The sequence below is a fragment of the Streptomyces sp. NPDC048111 genome, from assembly GCF_043202815.1.
Lineage (GTDB): Bacteria > Actinomycetota > Actinomycetes > Streptomycetales > Streptomycetaceae > Streptomyces.
The window spans coordinates 1-14,746 of the sequence record NZ_JBIDBD010000020.1; the positions used below are offsets into that span (position 1 = coordinate 1).

Annotated in this window: 13 protein-coding genes; 3 read left to right on the forward strand and 10 right to left on the reverse strand. The window is 72.2% G+C overall.

The features are described 5' to 3' along the window. Positions 1 to 316 precede the first annotated feature (316 nt). From ACGF3I_RS25690 to ACGF3I_RS25720, 7 genes are all read right to left on the reverse strand, one after another. A complete protein-coding gene (locus ACGF3I_RS25690; RefSeq protein WP_393135855.1) occupies positions 317 to 1,438 on the reverse strand; it encodes an LLM class flavin-dependent oxidoreductase in 1,122 nt (373 codons plus the stop codon). A gap of 154 nt (positions 1,439 to 1,592) precedes the next feature. Continuing rightward, entirely contained in the window at positions 1,593 to 2,378 is a 786-nt protein-coding gene (locus ACGF3I_RS25695; protein ID WP_393135857.1) for an SDR family NAD(P)-dependent oxidoreductase, read from the reverse strand. Positions 2,379 to 2,403: 25 nt separating this feature from the next. Continuing rightward, positions 2,404 to 3,369 (reverse strand): LLM class F420-dependent oxidoreductase, encoded by a 966-nt coding sequence (locus ACGF3I_RS25700; RefSeq protein WP_393135859.1) that lies wholly within the window; start codon positions 3,367 to 3,369, stop codon positions 2,404 to 2,406. A gap of 84 nt (positions 3,370 to 3,453) precedes the next feature. Further along, entirely contained in the window at positions 3,454 to 4,656 is a 1,203-nt protein-coding gene (locus ACGF3I_RS25705; RefSeq protein WP_393135861.1) for a S8 family peptidase, read from the reverse strand. 327 nt (positions 4,657 to 4,983) lie between these two features. Next, a complete protein-coding gene (locus ACGF3I_RS25710; RefSeq protein ID WP_393135863.1) occupies positions 4,984 to 5,262 on the reverse strand; it encodes a hypothetical protein in 279 nt (92 codons plus the stop codon). A 154-nt stretch (positions 5,263 to 5,416) separates the two neighbouring features. Continuing rightward, positions 5,417 to 5,851, reverse strand: coding sequence for a hypothetical protein (locus ACGF3I_RS25715; protein WP_393135865.1), 435 nt, complete (start codon positions 5,849 to 5,851; stop codon positions 5,417 to 5,419). 349 nt (positions 5,852 to 6,200) lie between these two features. Then, positions 6,201 to 7,421: an amidohydrolase family protein gene (locus ACGF3I_RS25720; RefSeq protein WP_393135867.1), complete on the reverse strand. Its 1,221-nt coding sequence runs from the start codon at positions 7,419 to 7,421 to the stop codon at positions 6,201 to 6,203. 218 nt (positions 7,422 to 7,639) lie between these two features. On the opposite strand from ACGF3I_RS25720, the gene ACGF3I_RS25725 reads away from it, so the two are divergent. Both ACGF3I_RS25725 and ACGF3I_RS25730 read left to right on the forward strand, forming a co-directional pair. Then, positions 7,640 to 10,648, forward strand: coding sequence for a BTAD domain-containing putative transcriptional regulator (locus ACGF3I_RS25725; RefSeq protein WP_393135869.1), 3,009 nt, complete (start codon positions 7,640 to 7,642; stop codon positions 10,646 to 10,648). A gap of 216 nt (positions 10,649 to 10,864) precedes the next feature. Further along, positions 10,865 to 11,059 (forward strand): hypothetical protein, encoded by a 195-nt coding sequence (locus tag ACGF3I_RS25730; RefSeq protein WP_393135871.1) that lies wholly within the window; start codon positions 10,865 to 10,867, stop codon positions 11,057 to 11,059. Between the two features lie 124 nt (positions 11,060 to 11,183). On the opposite strand, the gene ACGF3I_RS25735 is transcribed toward ACGF3I_RS25730, so the two are convergent. Genes ACGF3I_RS25735 through ACGF3I_RS25745 form a run of 3 tightly spaced genes read right to left on the reverse strand, consistent with a single transcriptional unit; the run spans position 11,184 to position 13,383 of the window. Continuing rightward, positions 11,184 to 11,555 (reverse strand): fic family toxin-antitoxin system, toxin component, encoded by a 372-nt coding sequence (locus ACGF3I_RS25735; RefSeq protein WP_393135873.1) that lies wholly within the window; start codon positions 11,553 to 11,555, stop codon positions 11,184 to 11,186. Next, the gene (locus tag ACGF3I_RS25740; protein WP_393135875.1) at positions 11,552 to 11,770 is read right to left on the reverse strand and encodes a hypothetical protein; all 219 of its coding nucleotides are present in this window, start codon (positions 11,768 to 11,770) and stop codon (positions 11,552 to 11,554) included. The genes ACGF3I_RS25735 and ACGF3I_RS25740 overlap by 4 nt, the downstream gene beginning before the upstream one ends. Before the next feature lie 32 nt (positions 11,771 to 11,802). Beyond that, positions 11,803 to 13,383 (reverse strand): FadD3 family acyl-CoA ligase, encoded by a 1,581-nt coding sequence (locus ACGF3I_RS25745; protein WP_393136035.1) that lies wholly within the window; start codon positions 13,381 to 13,383, stop codon positions 11,803 to 11,805. A gap of 214 nt (positions 13,384 to 13,597) precedes the next feature. Here ACGF3I_RS25745 and ACGF3I_RS25750 point away from each other — a divergent pair, with 214 nt between their 5' ends. Continuing rightward, positions 13,598 to 14,746 carry a lipid-transfer protein gene (locus tag ACGF3I_RS25750; RefSeq protein ID WP_393135876.1) on the forward strand — a complete coding sequence of 383 codons (1,149 nt, stop codon included), beginning with the start codon at positions 13,598 to 13,600 and terminating at the stop codon, positions 14,744 to 14,746.

Sequence of the window (14,746 nt, forward strand, 5' to 3'; positions counted from 1 at the left end):
CCCGTCCGGCGTTTGAGGACGAGCGCCGTTCAGGCGCGATAGGGGGGTGCAGGGGGCGCAGCCCCCGCCGGGGTCCGAGGGGCGGAGCCCCTCAGCGGGTCTGGGGCGCAGCCCCAGGGGCCGCACCCTTCAACCCGCTGCACGGGCGGGTGGGCGGGCGAGCCCCCCGGGGTCTGGGGCGGAGCCCCAGGGAGCCGGGGCCAGCCAGCCCCCTCCACGGGCGGGCGGGTGGGCAAACCCCCCGGGGCCCGGGGCCCCCACCCAGGCCCAGGCAACCCCCGGAACGGCAACCCGGCCCAGGCCGAAGCACACCCCGTCAGCGAGCCGCCCGGAAGCGGGCCGTACGGTGGACCGGGTCCGTGTCGATCTTCGGGATCACGTGCTCCCCGATGAGCCGAATCGTCTGGAGCGTGTCCTCGAAGGACACCCCGATCGGCAGCCCGAACGACAACTGGTCCGCCCCCGCCTGCTCCCACCGCTTGCACTGAGCGGTCACCTCATCCGGATCCCCGCAGATCATCAGCTCCTCCGCGATGAGCAGCTCGATGATCTCCGCGCTGTACTCCGGCAGCAGCTCCGGCCACTCCGGAATCCCCTCGGGACGGGGGAACGTGTCGTGGTAGCGGAACACCAGCGACTGGAGCCGGTTCAACCCGCCCCCGACCGCGATCCGCACCGCCTCGTCGTGCGTGGGCGCACAGATCGCCGTGGAGGTCACCATCACGTTGTCGTTGACGAAGTCCCCGATCGGCTCGGCCTCCCGGATCGCCGTCTTGTACTGCTCGAGGACCCACTCCATGTCGGAGACCTTCTGCACCGAGAACCCGAGCACCCCCAGCCCCTTGCGCGCCGCCATGGCGTACGAGGAGGGCGAGCCGGCCGCGTACCACATGGCCGGGTGGGACGTCCCGTACGGCTTGGGGAAGATCTTGCGCGGCGGAAGCTGCCAGTGCTTGCCCTGGAACCCCGGGTACTCCTCCTGGAGCCACATCTTGGGGAACTCGGCGATGGTCTCTTCCCAGATCTCCTTGGTGTAGTTCATGTCGGTCACCCCGGGTATGAACCCGAGGATCTCGTGGGAGCCCGCACCGCGCCCGCTGCCGAACTCGAAGCGGCCCTCGGAGAGGTGGTCCAGCATGGCCACCTTCTCGGCGACCTTGACCGGGTGGTTGACCTGGGCCAGCGGGTTGAAGATGCCCGAGCCGAGGTGGATGCGCTCGGTGGCGTGGGCGAGGTAGCCGAGGAAGACCTCGTTGGCCGAGAGGTGCGAGTACTCCTCCAGGAAGTGGTGCTCGGAGGCCCAGGCGTACTTGAAGCCGGACTTGTCGGCCTGGATGACGTACTTCGTCTCCTCCATCAGCGCCTTGTGCTCCGCCATGGGGTCGACCGCGGACCGTGCTGCCGGCACGTATCCCTGCACAAAGAGTCCGAATTCCAAGGGACTTCTCCTTCATGGGACTCACGCGTTTCTGACGCATCGTCAGATTGTGACGGGCTCGACTGTTCCACCGGCCGCGAGAGGCGTCAATAGCTGACGCACAGTCAGGCGCGCGTGCCGGCGCGACGCGGACGACAGGACGCGGGCGGCGGGCTCAGAACAGGGACACGCCCGCCAGCCAGCCCCCGTCGATGACGAACGGCTGCCCGGTGATGTAGGAGGAGTCCTGGGACGTCAGGAACAGCGCCAGGGCCGCCACCTCCTCGGGCCTGCCCACTCGCCCGAGCGGCACCAGCTTGCGGTAGAGCGCGTCCAGTGCGGCCGATGTCTCGGACGCGTCCGCCGTCGGGTCCAGCTGGGCGGGGTTGGACATCGCCGTGTCGATGGCCCCCGGGCACACCGCGTTGACCCGGATCCCCAGGTGCGCCAGCTCCATCGAGGCGACCCGGGTCAGACCGAGGATGGCGTGCTTGGTCGCGGCGTACGTGCCCACCGCGCTCATGCCGGTCAGTGCCGTGTACGAGGCGGTGTTGACGATGGTGCCGCCGCCCGCCGCCCCGATCTCGGGAGCCAGCGTCCTGATGCCGAGGAAGCAGCCGACCTGGTTGACCTGCACCACCTGCATGAACTCGTCCAGGGGCGTGTCCACCAGGGCGTTGAAGCGCAGGATGCCGGCGTTGTTGACCAGGCCGTCGATCCTGCCGAAGGCGTCCTTGGCGGTGGCGACGGCGGCGGTCCACTCCTCCTCGCGGCTCACGTCGAGGTGGACGAAGCGGGCGCATTCCTGCCCCAGCTCCTTGGCCAGCGCCTCGCCCTGTTCGTCCAGCACGTCCGCGATCACGACCCTGGCGCCCTCGGCCACGAAGAGCCGCGCCTCCTGCTCGCCCTGTCCGCGCGCCGCTCCGGTGATGAACACGACCCGTCCGTCGAGCTTGCCCATGCGGTCCTCCTGGCTTTCGGCTGCGTCAGTCATTGAGGTGCGGGCCGACCTCGGCCCCGAACGCGGCGATCTGGTCGAGGAGTTCGGCCCGGTCGCGGGAGCGGAAGCGCACCTGGATCTGGTCCACGCCCATCGCGCGGTACGCGCGCAGCGATTCGGCGAGGGCCTGCGGCTTGCCGGTGAGCGTGCGCCGGCCGGTGTTCCAGGCGGGCTCCCCCACGTACAGGGCCTCGGTGATCGCGCCCACGGTGATGGGATCGGCGACTCCCGCCTGGTCACGCAGGGACTTCAAGGTGGCTATCTGAGCCGGGAGTTGCTCGCGCGGGTCGCCCTGCGGCAGCCAGCCGTCGCCGCGCAGGGCGGCGCGGCGCACGGCGGCCGGCGAGGAGCCGCCGACCCAGATCGGCACCTGTCGCTGAGCGGGCCTCGGTCGCTGGCCGAGGCCGTCGAAGGAGAAGCGCTCGCCCTGGAACGAGGGGTACTCCTCGGGTCCGAGCGCGGCCCGCAACGCGTCGATGGTCTCGTCCAGGACCGGGCCCCGGCCCGCGAAGTCGGCCCCGACCGCATCGAACTCCTCGCGGACGTGCCCGGCCCCGACCCCCAGGATCAGCCGCCCGCCACTGAGGTGGTCCAGGGTCGCGTACTGCTTGGCGGTGACGAGCGGATGGCGCAGGCCGACCACCGCCACATGGCTCATCAGCAGGACCCGCTCGGTGATCGCGGCGAGGTAGGAGAGCGTGGCGACCGGGTCGTACCAGATGGTGCTCATCGGCCCCGCGAGCCGGCGCGGAACGCCCACGTGGTCGCAGCTCGCGATGTAGGCGAAGCCCGACCGGTCGGCCGCCCGCGCGATCTCGGCCAGGTCCCCGGGACCCGCCTCGGCCTCCCAGTCCTCCGCGTAGAGGGTGCTCTGCGACTGGACGGGGAGCTGCATCCCGTACACCAGTCGTCCGTTCGGCAGTATCGGCACCGTGGGACCGCCTCCAGCCATATCTGACGCACCGTCACATACGTACGGGGCCATCGTCATTGCTGACGGTTGGTCAGGCAAGAGGCGTGCGCGGCGTACCGGACGTCAGCGCGGCGCCCCCACGGCGAGGAGGCGGTTGGGCGAGCCCGGGCCGGGCCGGGTGACGCGGCCCTTCGAAGCGGCGGCGACCAGGGCCGAGGCGACCTGGCCCGGCCGGGCCAGCGGGTGGTCGGCCAGGTAGAGCGCGGCCGCTCCCGCCACGTGCGGGGCCGCCATGGACGTGCCGGAGTCGGTGAGCGTGGCCGTGTCGCCGGCGTTCCCGGCGGAGGTGATGAACTCGCCCGGGGCGAACAGGTCGAGCGCACCGCCGTAGTTGGAGAGGCTGTCGCGGGCGTCGCGCTCGTTGGTGGACCCCACGGTGACGGCCTCGCGGACGCGCGCCGGGGAGGACGCCGAGGCGTCCTGGCCGTCGTTGCCGGCCGCGACGGTGTACGTCACGCCGGAGGCGATGGACTTCCTGACGGCCTGGTCGACCACCGGGTCCGCGCCGCCGCTGAGCGACAGGTTGGCGACGGCGGGCTTCTTCGCGTGCCGCGTCACCCAGTCGATGCCGGCGACGATCTGCTCGGTGGTGCCGTTGCCCGCGTCGTCGAGCACGCGCACCGCGACGACCTTCGCCTTCTTGGCGACCCCGTGGCGGCTGCCCGCCGCGATGGCGGCGACGTGGGTGCCGTGACCGAACCCGTCCTGCGCGACCGGGTCGTCGTCGACCGCGTCGTAGCCGTAGGAGGCCCGGCCGCCGAAGTCCCGGTGGGTGATGCGGATCCCGCTGTCGATGATGTACGCGGTCACGCCGGATCCGGCGCTGTCCGGGTAGGTGTAGCTCCGGTCGAGCGGCAGGCGGCGCTGGTCGATCCGGTCGAGCCCCCAGGACGCCGGGCGGGGCTGGGTGCCGGTGACGCGGAAGGAGCGGTTGGGCGACACGGACGCGACCGCGGGGTCCGCGGCGAGCGCGCGGGCCTGCGCCGGCGTGGCCTGGACGGAGTACCCGTTGACCGCCTGGTGGTAGGTGCGCCGCACGGTCGCGCCATGGGCGCGGGCCGGCGCCAGGCCCTCGGCCGAATCGGCGCGCGCAGCCGCGTCCTTGAGCGTGACGAGGTAGGTGCCGGGCACGCCCTCGGCGGCGCCGGCCGCGCGGTGCTGCCCGGCCGGCGCGGCGGACGCCTGCGGTGCGGTGAGGGACGACAGGCCCGTGGCGAGTACACCGAGGGCGGTCAGACTCACGGCGAGGTCGCGTGCCCAGGGCATGACAGAAGTACCTCCGTGCTTGATGGGTGTCGGGGGGCGATCAAGGGGTGGGCCGGGGCCCCGGAGCGGCGGGGCCCGCCGGACCCGGAGAGCAGGGGCGCGGGAACGGCCGGGGCGCGCGATCGGCGGGTTCGGGTAGGCTTCCCGTGTGTTATCGCAAGGGGGAGGAAGTCCTCACGGACACCCTGGACAGGCGTGGAAACCGAAAGGGCGCCCGCGAACTTCTTCCCCCGATGACCTTTCGCCTTCGCGCATTTCATTCCGACAATGCGCAGCGCAATTCTTCCGCCTTCACAAGTCCTTTTGCCGGTGCATTCCTTTCGGCATTCACCAGTGCAGCAAAAGCGCGGTCAACTGCCAGGCCAGTACGGCGTGCACGAGAATGCACGGACCCCATTGCGCGCCGCGGCGCGGACCGCGGCGCAGCACCACGGTCCATTCGACCGCCACCAGAAGGGCGGACAGCGCCCACAGCACCCAGGAGATCGCACTCCACGGGCCGGCCGTCCGGTCCGTGAGGACGCCGACGGCCGCCAGGGGCGCGAGGGCGAGCAGCGGCAGGGCCCAGGTGCCGGTGGCCGTGCGGGGGGTCTTGGTGTCGTTCATCCGGGACGCTCCGTGTCTGCGGGTGGCGGTGTTCGTCCGGTCCGTCCGGACGGACCGGACGAACACCGCGTGCTGAACAGTCCGGGGAGCCGTGGCGCGCCCCCCGGGTCGGACTCACCGGGGGATCGTCACCAGGGCGGTCCCCCGCGGGTCATCAGTGCAGAGCGTTGTAGATGTCCAGGATCGTCAGACCGGGGCTGACCGCCGCGAGCGGCGCCTTCACCCACCACGACAGGCCGTCGTACCACTTCTTGAAGTCGCTGTACTTGCCGCCGATGGCCTTGGCGAAGCCGCCCACCTTGCTGAACGCGGCACGGATGGCGCTCCACTTGCTGGCGGCCGTGAACTCGCCGCCGGCGATCTGTCGCATCTGGGTCTGCTCGGCCGGCGAGAGCTTGGCCGCCAGCGGGCTCGCCAGCAGGGCGCTCGCGGCCTGCTGGGCCTCGGTGTGCACGGCCGCCTGCTGCGTCACGGAGACCGGGGCCGCGGCCGCGCGGGACTCGGAGGCCTGGGCGAGGCCCGCGGCCCCGCCGAGGGTGACGGCGGCGATGGCGGAAACGGCGGCCATCCGCAGAGCGTTGCGGTTCATTCGATTCATCCCTTGCGTCGTCGCAAGGGGGAGGAAGCCCAGACAGGCAACCCGAACAGGCGTGGAAACCGAAAGGTCCCCCCGGACTTCATTCCCCCGATTACCCGGCGGTCGCGCCCTCATGGTCAAGTGAGGTACCACCGCCGGAACCTGGCCTTTCGGTGCCAGGCACGCCTGAACGTAACACGGAAAACGATCAGTTGGCCACCGGTCGCCGACGGTGATTTCCCCCTTCCTCCTGGTCGAGCCCTGATATAGGACTGGCAATGTGATGGTCAAGGGAAGTGTGGCCCGGAACACCGCAGTTGAGTCTTGCGGAACACCGCGGGGAACGGAAGGCGCAGAGGCGCTACCGGCCCGGCCACAGCCCCTCGGGGGTGAGCCCGAGCAGGTCGATCGCGTTGCCCCGCACGATCCGGTCCACCAGCTCCGGCGCCAGGTGTCCCATCTGGGCCTGGCCGACCTCCTTGGACCTCGGCCACGTCGAGTCGGAGTGCGGGTAGTCCGTCTCGTAGAGGACGTTGCCCACGCCCACCGCGTCCAGGTTCCGCAGGCCGAACGCGTCGTCGAAGAAGCAGCCGTACACGTGCTCCGCGAAGAGCTCCGACGGCGGGCGGTGGACCTTGTCGGCCACGCCTCCCCAGCCCCGGTTCTCCTCCCACACCACGTCCGCGCGCTCCAGGATGTACGGGATCCATCCGATCTGGCCCTCCGCGTACATGATCCTCAGTCCCGGGAAGCGCTCGAACTTGCCGCTCATCAGCCAATCGACCATCGAGAAGCAGCAGTTGGCGAAGGTGATGGTGGAGCCGACCGCGGGCGGCGCGTCCGCCGAGGTCGAGGGCATCCTGCTGGAGGAGCCGATGTGCATGGCGATGACGGTGCCGGTCTCGTCGCAGGCGGCGAGGAAGGGGTCCCAGTCGTCGGTGTGGATGGAGGGGAGCCCGAGGTGCGGGGGGATCTCGGAGAAGGCCACCGCGCGCACCCCGCGCGCCGCGTTGCGGCGGACCTCGGCGGCGGCCAGCTCCGCGTCCCACAGCGGGATCAGCGTGAGCGGGATGAGGCGCCCGTGCGCCTGCGGGCCGCACCACTCCTCCACCATCCAGTCGTTGTAGGCCCGCACCGCGAGCAGACCGAGTTCGCGGTCGGATGCCTCGGTGAAGGTCTGGCCGCAAAAGCGCGGGAAGGTCGGGAAGCAGAGCGCGGACTGGACGTGGTTGACGTCCATGTCGGCGAGCCGGGCGGGCACGTCGTAGGAGCCGGGGCGCATCTGCTCGTAGGTGATGACCTCAAGACGTATCTCGTCCCTGTCGTAGCCCACCGCCGTGTCCAGGCGGGTCAGCGGGCGGTGCAGGTCCTCGTACACCCACCAGTCGCCGATCGGCCCTTCGTCGCCCTTGGCGCCCATGACCGGCGCGAACTTGCCGCCCAGGAAGGTCATTTCCTTCAGGGGGGCGCGGACGATGCGCGGTCCGCTGTCGCGGTACTTCGACGGGAGGCGGTCCTGCCAGACGTGAGGCGGCTCCACCGTGTGGTCGTCCACCGAGATGATCTTCGGGAAGGTCTCCATGTCCTTCACGGTAGACCCGATCTGACGATCCGTCAGCTGATTCCGCGCCCCTGCCGCGGCGGCTTCTGCCACGCCCGGGGCCGGACAGCGCTTGCGTCGACCGTGCAGGGCATGTGTCGAAGCCTTGTGCAGAGCGTCACCCGTTGCTGACGCGACCCCTCCGGACAGGGCAGACTGGCGGGGAGCATTCCAGGAGTACGGGGGTACAGGGGGCAGCAATGGACCGTGACGGCGGGCCGCGCGTACCGGAGCAGCGCGCTCCGGTACCGCCGCCGCAGCACGCGACGAGCCGGCTCGACCAGGAGACGCCCGAGCACGGACGGGAGGCGTCCGGCGCCGGGCTCCGCTTCGGCGTACTCGGGCCCGTCCGGGCCTGGCGCGGCGATCAGGCGCTGCCGTCCGGCTCCCCGCAACAGCGCGCCCTGCTGGCGGCCCTGCTGCTGCGCGACGGCCGCACCGCCACCGCGGGCGAACTCATCGACGCCATCTGGGGCGACGAGCCGCCCTCGCAGGCCCTGGCCGCGCTGCGCACCTACGCCTCGCGGCTGCGCAAGGTGCTGGACCCCGGCGTCCTGGTCAGCGAGTCCGGCGGTTACGCGATACGGGCCGGGGCCGCCACCCTCGACCTCAACCGGGCCCAGGAGCAGGCGACGGCGGCCGACAAGGCCAGGGCCGGCGGCGACAGGGGCCGCGCCCGCGAGCTGCTGTGCGCCGCCCTCGCCCACTGGGACGGCGAACCGCTGGCCGGCGTGCCGGGACCGTACGCGGAGAACCAGCGCACCCGGCTCGCCGAATGGCGCCTCCAGCTCACCGAGGCGCGCCTCGACCTGGACCTGGAGGCGGGCCGCCACGCCGAGGCCGTCTCCGAACTGACCGCGCTCACCGCCGCGCAGCCGCTGCGCGAGCGGCTGCGCGAACTGCTGATGCTGGCCCTGTACCGCAGCGGGCGCCAGGCCGAGGCCCTGGCCGTGTACGCGGACACCCGTCGGCTGCTCGCCGACGAGCTGGGCGTCGACCCGCGCCCCGAACTCGCCCGCCTCCAGCAGCGCATCCTGCGCGCCGACCAGGACCTCGCGCGCCCGTCGGCCGACGCCCCCGCCGCCGCGCCCGCACCCGTGCGCCCGGCCCAACTGCCCGCCTCCGTACCGGACTTCACGGGCCGCTCGGCCTTCGTGCGGGAGCTCACCTCGCGCCTGGCCGGCGCCGAGACGACGGTGATGGCGGTCTCGGCGCTGGCCGGGATCGGCGGCGTCGGCAAGACCACGCTCGCCGTGCACGTGGCCCACGCCGCCCGCCCCTACTTCCCCGACGGCCAGCTCTACGTCGACCTCCAGGGCGCGGGCCAGCACGCAGCGGAGCCGGACACCGTGCTCGGCGCGTTCCTGCGCGCGCTCGGCACCCCGGACGCGGCGATCCCCGACTCGATGGAGGAGCGCGCGGCCCTGTTCCGCTCGACCCTGGACGGCCGCCGGGTCCTGGTGCTGCTCGACAACGCCCGCGACGCGGCCCAGATCCGGCCGCTGCTCCCGGGCACCGCGGGCTGCGCGGCGCTCGTCACCAGCCGTATCCGCATGGTCGACCTGGTCGGCGCGCACCTGGTCGACCTGGACGTGATGAGCCCCGACGAGGCGCTCCAGCTGTTCACCCGGATCGTCGGCCAGGAGAGGGTGTCGGCCGAGCGCGAGGCGGCCCTCGACGTGGTGGCCGCCTGCGGCTTCCTGCCGCTCGCCATCCGCATCGCCGCCTCGCGCCTCGCCTCGCGCCGCACCTGGACGGTGTCGGTGCTCGCCGCCAAGCTCGCGGACGAACGCCGGCGCCTGGACGAGCTCCAGGCCGGCGACCTCGCGGTGAAGGCGACCTTCGAGCTCGGCTACGGCCAACTGGAGCCCGCGCAGTCGCGCGCCTTCCGGCTGCTGGGGCTGCCGGACGGGCCGGACCTCTCGCTGGCCGCCGCCGCCGCCGTCCTCGACCTGCCCGAGCAGGAGACCGAGGACCTCCTCGAATCCCTGGTGGACACCTCCCTGGTCGAGTCGGCGGCCCCGGGCCGCTACCGCTACCACGACCTGGTGCGCCTCTACGCGCGTTCCTGCGCCGAGCGCGACGACCTGCCGCCGGCCGAGCGCGACTCGGCGCTCTCGCGGCTGCTCGACTTCTACCTGGCGACCGCCGCCGGGGTGTACGCCCTGGAGCGTCCCGGCGACCGGCTCGTGGACCACCTGGAGCCCACCACCCACCGGGGCCTGTCATTCGGCGACCGCCACTCGGCCCAGGACTGGCTCTACGCCGAGGCCGACCCGCTGCTCGCCTGCGTACGCCAGCTGGCGGGCCCCGGCACCCTGCGCCGGGCCGTCGACCTGCTGTACGCGGCGCTCGACCTCGGCGAGTCCGGCGCCAACTCCCGCCAGTACGAGGCGACCGCGGAGGCGGTGCGCGAGGCCGCGCGCAGCCAGGGCGACACGCAGGCCGAGGGGCGGGCGGTGATGACGCTCGCCAATGTGCACCAGCTGGCGGGCCGCTTCGAGCACGCCGACCGCGAGGCCCAGGAGGCCATGCGCCTGGCCGGCCCCACCCGGGACCCGCTGCCGCTGTGCTGGGCCTCCAACGCGCGCGGCATCATCGCGCTCTACCAGAACCGGCACACCGACGGCGAGACGCATCTGACCCGCGCCATCGAGGCGTTCCGCGCCGACGACAACCGGCCCGGCGAGGCCAGCGCGCTGTGCAACCTGTCCCGCATCCACCTGGCGATGGGCCGCACCGCGAGCGCGGTCACCCTGGCCCAGGAGGGCCTCGACATCTACGACGCGATGGGACACGAACTGCGCGGCGCCAACGCCCGTTACGCGCTGGGCCTCGCCCTCACCAAGAGCGGCCAGCTGCGCGCGGCGGCCGACCGGCTCGACGAGGCGCTGGCCGTCTTCCGCGACAGCCGCCAGCGGCTGTGGGAGGGGATGACGCTGTTCCGGCTCGCGGAGGTCGACCTCGCGGGCCGGCGGCCCGCCCAGGCGGCGGCCAACGCCGAGATGGCGCTCACCGTGCTGCGCGGCATCGGGGGCGAGTGGCGGCGCGGCAACGTGCTGACGGTGCTGGGGCAGGCTCTGGCGGGCATCGGACACGCGGGCCGCGCCCAGGTCTGCTGGCGCGACGCGCTGGTCATCTTCGAGGAGTTGGGCTCGCCGGAGGCGGCCCAGGTGCGGGCCCTGCTCAGCCCCCTGGCCGCCGCATAACGCCCCTGGTCAGCGCGTTCATTGAACGTTTATCGGCACCCGTCATTGTCTTTCTTGTCGGCCCGCCGCGTCGGGGGGCGCGCAGGCCGACTGGAAGGCCGGTCATCCACCTGCCGGCCCTGGCAAGTCCGTCCGGCCACCCTCGGGGGAGTGGCCGGACGGTTTCGCCTCTCCATCAGGCAGCGTCACTAACGGGAGATGAGAACTATGGGCGACGTGAAGAAGAACGAGCCGCCGGTCGTCACGCCGCAGGACCAGCACGCCACGGACGAGCCCGCCATCGCCACGCTCGACCAGCACGCCACCGGCACACCCGTCACGGTCCTTGACCAGCACGCCACGGACGAGCCGGCCCTCACCACCATGGACCAGCACGCCACGTCGGAGCCCTTCAAGGCCCAGCTCCAGTAGGACCACCTCCACGGGGGACGGTCGCGGCGGCGCGGGAGGGGAGCCGCCGCGGCCGTGCACCATCACACGGTGCGGACCCGCTGGGGGGCGGGTCCGCACCGCTGTGCGTCCGGAGGGCCGGCCGTCACACCGCCCAGGTCTTGAGCACGGCGGCCACGCTATGAGCGGTGCAGGCGTCCTTCTTCAGCTCGGCGGCGAGAGCGGAGACCCTCCGCTGGTCCAGCTTCGCCGGGACGCCGGAGGCGATCAGGTAGGCGTGCGCCACCGCCACCGCCACCCGCAGGTTGGACCGCTCCAGCCAGCGCATCCGGCCGAGCGTGTGCGCGAGCGCCGCTGCCCGGGCGTACACGCCCTGATACACGTCCTGGCCGACCAGAACCGCCCGGTGCCGCTCGACGGCCGCGATGGGCACGCCGTAGTCGTCGACGGCGGGGTCGTCCTGGCCCGCGCGCCGGGCGACCTCCAGGATCCACGCCAGGTCGATGGTCACGTTCACTCGCCGGGAGCCCCTTCGATCTCATCGATCAAGTCCCCGTAGTGGTCGAGGACTTCCTGGGCGGCGGCCATGAAGACGGCCCGGAGCTGCTCGTTGTCGTCGCGGATCAACTGCTCGACGTACTCGTTGACCGCTATGCGCCGGGTAGCGGCCGCCTGGCGGGCCATCTCGGCCGTCTCGTCATCCATGCGGATGTTGATCTGGGTCTTCGCCATACCCAGAAGGTACCACCTGATACCAACACGGGCTAGCCCCTGATACCAAGGGCCCGCAGCTCACCCTTGACCACCTTCCCGCCGGCATTGCGCGGCAGTTCGGTGAGGAACTCCACCGACCTCGGCACCTTGTAGTTGGCCATCTCGCGCCGGGCCCAGGCGATCAGGTCGTCCGCCGTCACGGGCGAGCCCGGCCTGCGGACCACGTACGCGCGGCCCACCTCGCCCAGGCGCGGGTCGGGGACGCCGATCACCGCCACGTCGGCCACCTCCGGGTGCAGGCCGAGGAGTTGCTCGATCTCGGCCGGGTAGGCGTTGAAGCCGCCGACGATGAACATGTCCTTGATCCGGTCGGTGACGCGCAGGTTGCCCGCCGTGTCCAGGACGCCGATGTCGCCGGTGTGCAGCCAGCCGTCCGCGTCGATGGCCCCGGCCGTCCCCGCCTCGTCCTCGAAGTAGCCCCGCATCACGTTGAAGCCGCGCACCAGAATCTCGCCGGGCTCCCCCGGATCGGCCCGCACGCACACCTCGGTGCCCGGTATCGCACGGCCCGAGGTCGAGGCGATGACCTCCGCCGGGTCGCCGCGGCGGCACATCGTGACGATGCCGCTCGCCTCGGACAGCCCGTACGCCGTCAGGACGGTGCCCACGCCCAGCTCGCCGCGCAGCCGTTCGACCAGGCGCAGCGGCACCACCGCCGCCCCGGTCACCACGAGCCGCAGCGCGCTCAGGTCGTGCTGGTCGCGCGCGGGGTGGTCCAGGAGGGACTGGTGCAGGGTGGGCGGCCCGGGGAGCACCGAGATGCGTTCGGCGGCGATGTTGGCGAGCGCGGTGTCGACGCTGAACACCGGCTGCGGCACCATGGTGGCGCCCCGCATCAGACAGGCGATGATGCCCGCCTTGTAGCCGAAGGTGTGGAAGAAGGGGTTCACGATCAGATAGCGGTCGCCCTCGCGCAGGCCCGCGAGCTCGGACCAGATCGCGTAGCCGCGCAGCGTCTGCGCATGGGTGATCACCGCACCCTTGGGGCGGCCGGTGGTGCCCGAGGTGTAGACGATGTCGGAGGGCGAGCCGGGGCTGATCGCGTCGGCCCGGGCCCGGACCTCCGCGCCCGACACCGCCTCCCCGCCCGCCAGGAAGTCCTTCCAGGTCCGGAAGGCGTCGGGGGCGTCGTCGGACAGCACGACCACCTGCTCCAGGTGCGGCAGCGCGGGCAGCGGGCCCGGGCCCGTTCCCTCGGCGGTCGCCCGGCGCAGCGAGGCCACGTACGAGGTGCCGAGGAAGGTGCCGGTCACGAACAGGAGCTTCGCGCGGCTGCTCGCGAGGACGTAGGCGGCTTCCGCACCCTTGAACCGGGTGTTCAGCGGCACCAGCACGGCGCCCGCGGTCACCGCGCCGAGCGCCGCGACGATCCAGTCCGCGGTGTTGGGTGCCCAGACGGCGACCCGGTCGCCCGGTGCGGTCCCGGCCGCGAGGCAGGCGGCCGCGGCCCGCTCGACCCGCTCCCCCAGCTCCGCGTACGTGAGCCGGGCGCGCCCTTCGACGACGGCCTCGCGCCCGCCGTACCGGGCGGCGGCGGTGCGGACGAGCTCCGCGATCGTGCTCCATTCCATATCCTCGCGCTCCGGATCCCCGCGCTCCAGATCCCCGCGCTCCGGTTCACCGCGCTCCAGGTCCCCGCGCTCCGCAAGCCCCATCGCTGGCCCCTCCGCCCTCCCCCGCCCTCAACTCCGTTACGGGCGGGGGATTCCCGGTTGCTGACTAACCGTCAGATTAGCTGTAGCCTCCTGCGCTGTCAGTACTGGTGACGCTCGTGGAGGTGGGGCCATGGCCACCCTGAAGGACGCGACGGCCATCGTCGGAATCGGACAGACGCCGTTCGCCAAGCACCTGCCCGCGTCCGAGAAGGCGTTGGCGTGCCGGGCGATCCTGGCCGCGCTCGACGACGCGGGCATCGACCCGGCCGAGGTGGACGCGTTCGCGTCGTACACGATGGAGGAGACCGACGAGGTCGAGGTCGCCAAGTCCATCGGCGCGGGGGACGTGACCTTCTTCAGCAAGGTCGGCTTCGGGGGCGGCGGTTCGTGCGCCACCGTCGGCCATCTCGCCGCCGCCATCGCCACCGGCCAGGCGAGCGTCGGCGTCGCCTGGCGCTCGAGGAAGCGCGGCAGCGGCCCAAGGCCCTGGAAGAACACGGCCGTTCAGCTGCCCACCCCCGCCCAGTGGACCCGCCCGTTCGGTCTGCTCAGACCCGCCGACGAGATCGGCATGCTCGCCCGCCGCTACCTCCACGAACACGGCGCCACCCGCGACCACCTCTTCAACGTGGCCCTCGCCTGCCGCAACCGCGCCAACCAGAACCCCGCCGCGATCATGTACGAGCGCCCGCTGACCCGCGAGATGTACATGACCTCGCGCTGGATCAGCGAGCCGCTGTGCCTCTACGACAACTGCCTGGAGACCGACGGCGCGCTGGCCTGCGTCATCGTCTCCGCGGAGCGGGCCCGCGACTGCCGCCAGAAACCCGTGTACGTGCACTCCGCCGCCCAGGGCCTGCCCTCCCAGCACCACGGGATGGTCAACTACTGGAACGACGACCCGCTGACGGGGCCGGCCTGGACCGCCGCCCGACACCTGTGGAAGCAGGCCGACTTCGGGCCCGAGGACATCGACGTGGCCCAGATCTACGACGCGTTCACCCCCCTCATCCCGCTCTCCCTGGAGGGCTACGGCTTCTGCGGACGCGGCGAGGGCGCCGCGTTCACCGAGGGCGGCGCCCTGGAGATCGGCGGCCGGCTGCCCATCAACACCGGCGGCGGCGGTCTGAGCGAGGCCTATGTGCACGGCTTCAACCTCATCAACGAAGGCGTCAAACAGCTGCGCGGCAGCAGCACCGCCCAGGTGCCGGACGCCGCCACCTGCCTGGTCACCGCGGGCGAGGGAGTGCCCACCTCCGCCATCCTGCTGAGGAGTTGA

Excerpts from the sequence above, each read along its gene's own strand:
- ACGF3I_RS25705 (WP_393135861.1), bottom strand. The coding sequence starts at position 4,656 with ATGCCCTGGGCACGCGACCTCGCCGTGAGTCTGACCGCCCTCGGTGTA.
- ACGF3I_RS25750 (WP_393135876.1), top strand. The coding sequence starts at position 13,598 with ATGGCCACCCTGAAGGACGCGACGGCCATCGTCGGAATCGGACAGACG.
- ACGF3I_RS25715 (WP_393135865.1), bottom strand. The coding sequence starts at position 5,851 with ATGAACCGCAACGCTCTGCGGATGGCCGCCGTTTCCGCCATCGCCGCC.
- ACGF3I_RS25745 (WP_393136035.1), bottom strand. The coding sequence starts at position 13,383 with ATGGAATGGAGCACGATCGCGGAGCTCGTCCGCACCGCCGCCGCCCGG.
- ACGF3I_RS25700 (WP_393135859.1), bottom strand. The coding sequence starts at position 3,369 with ATGGCTGGAGGCGGTCCCACGGTGCCGATACTGCCGAACGGACGACTG.
- ACGF3I_RS25720 (WP_393135867.1), bottom strand. The coding sequence starts at position 7,421 with ATGGAGACCTTCCCGAAGATCATCTCGGTGGACGACCACACGGTGGAG.
- ACGF3I_RS25725 (WP_393135869.1), top strand. The coding sequence starts at position 7,640 with ATGGACCGTGACGGCGGGCCGCGCGTACCGGAGCAGCGCGCTCCGGTA.
- ACGF3I_RS25740 (WP_393135875.1), bottom strand. The coding sequence starts at position 11,770 with ATGGCGAAGACCCAGATCAACATCCGCATGGATGACGAGACGGCCGAG.
- ACGF3I_RS25710 (WP_393135863.1), bottom strand. The coding sequence starts at position 5,262 with ATGAACGACACCAAGACCCCCCGCACGGCCACCGGCACCTGGGCCCTG.
- ACGF3I_RS25695 (WP_393135857.1), bottom strand. The coding sequence starts at position 2,378 with ATGGGCAAGCTCGACGGACGGGTCGTGTTCATCACCGGAGCGGCGCGC.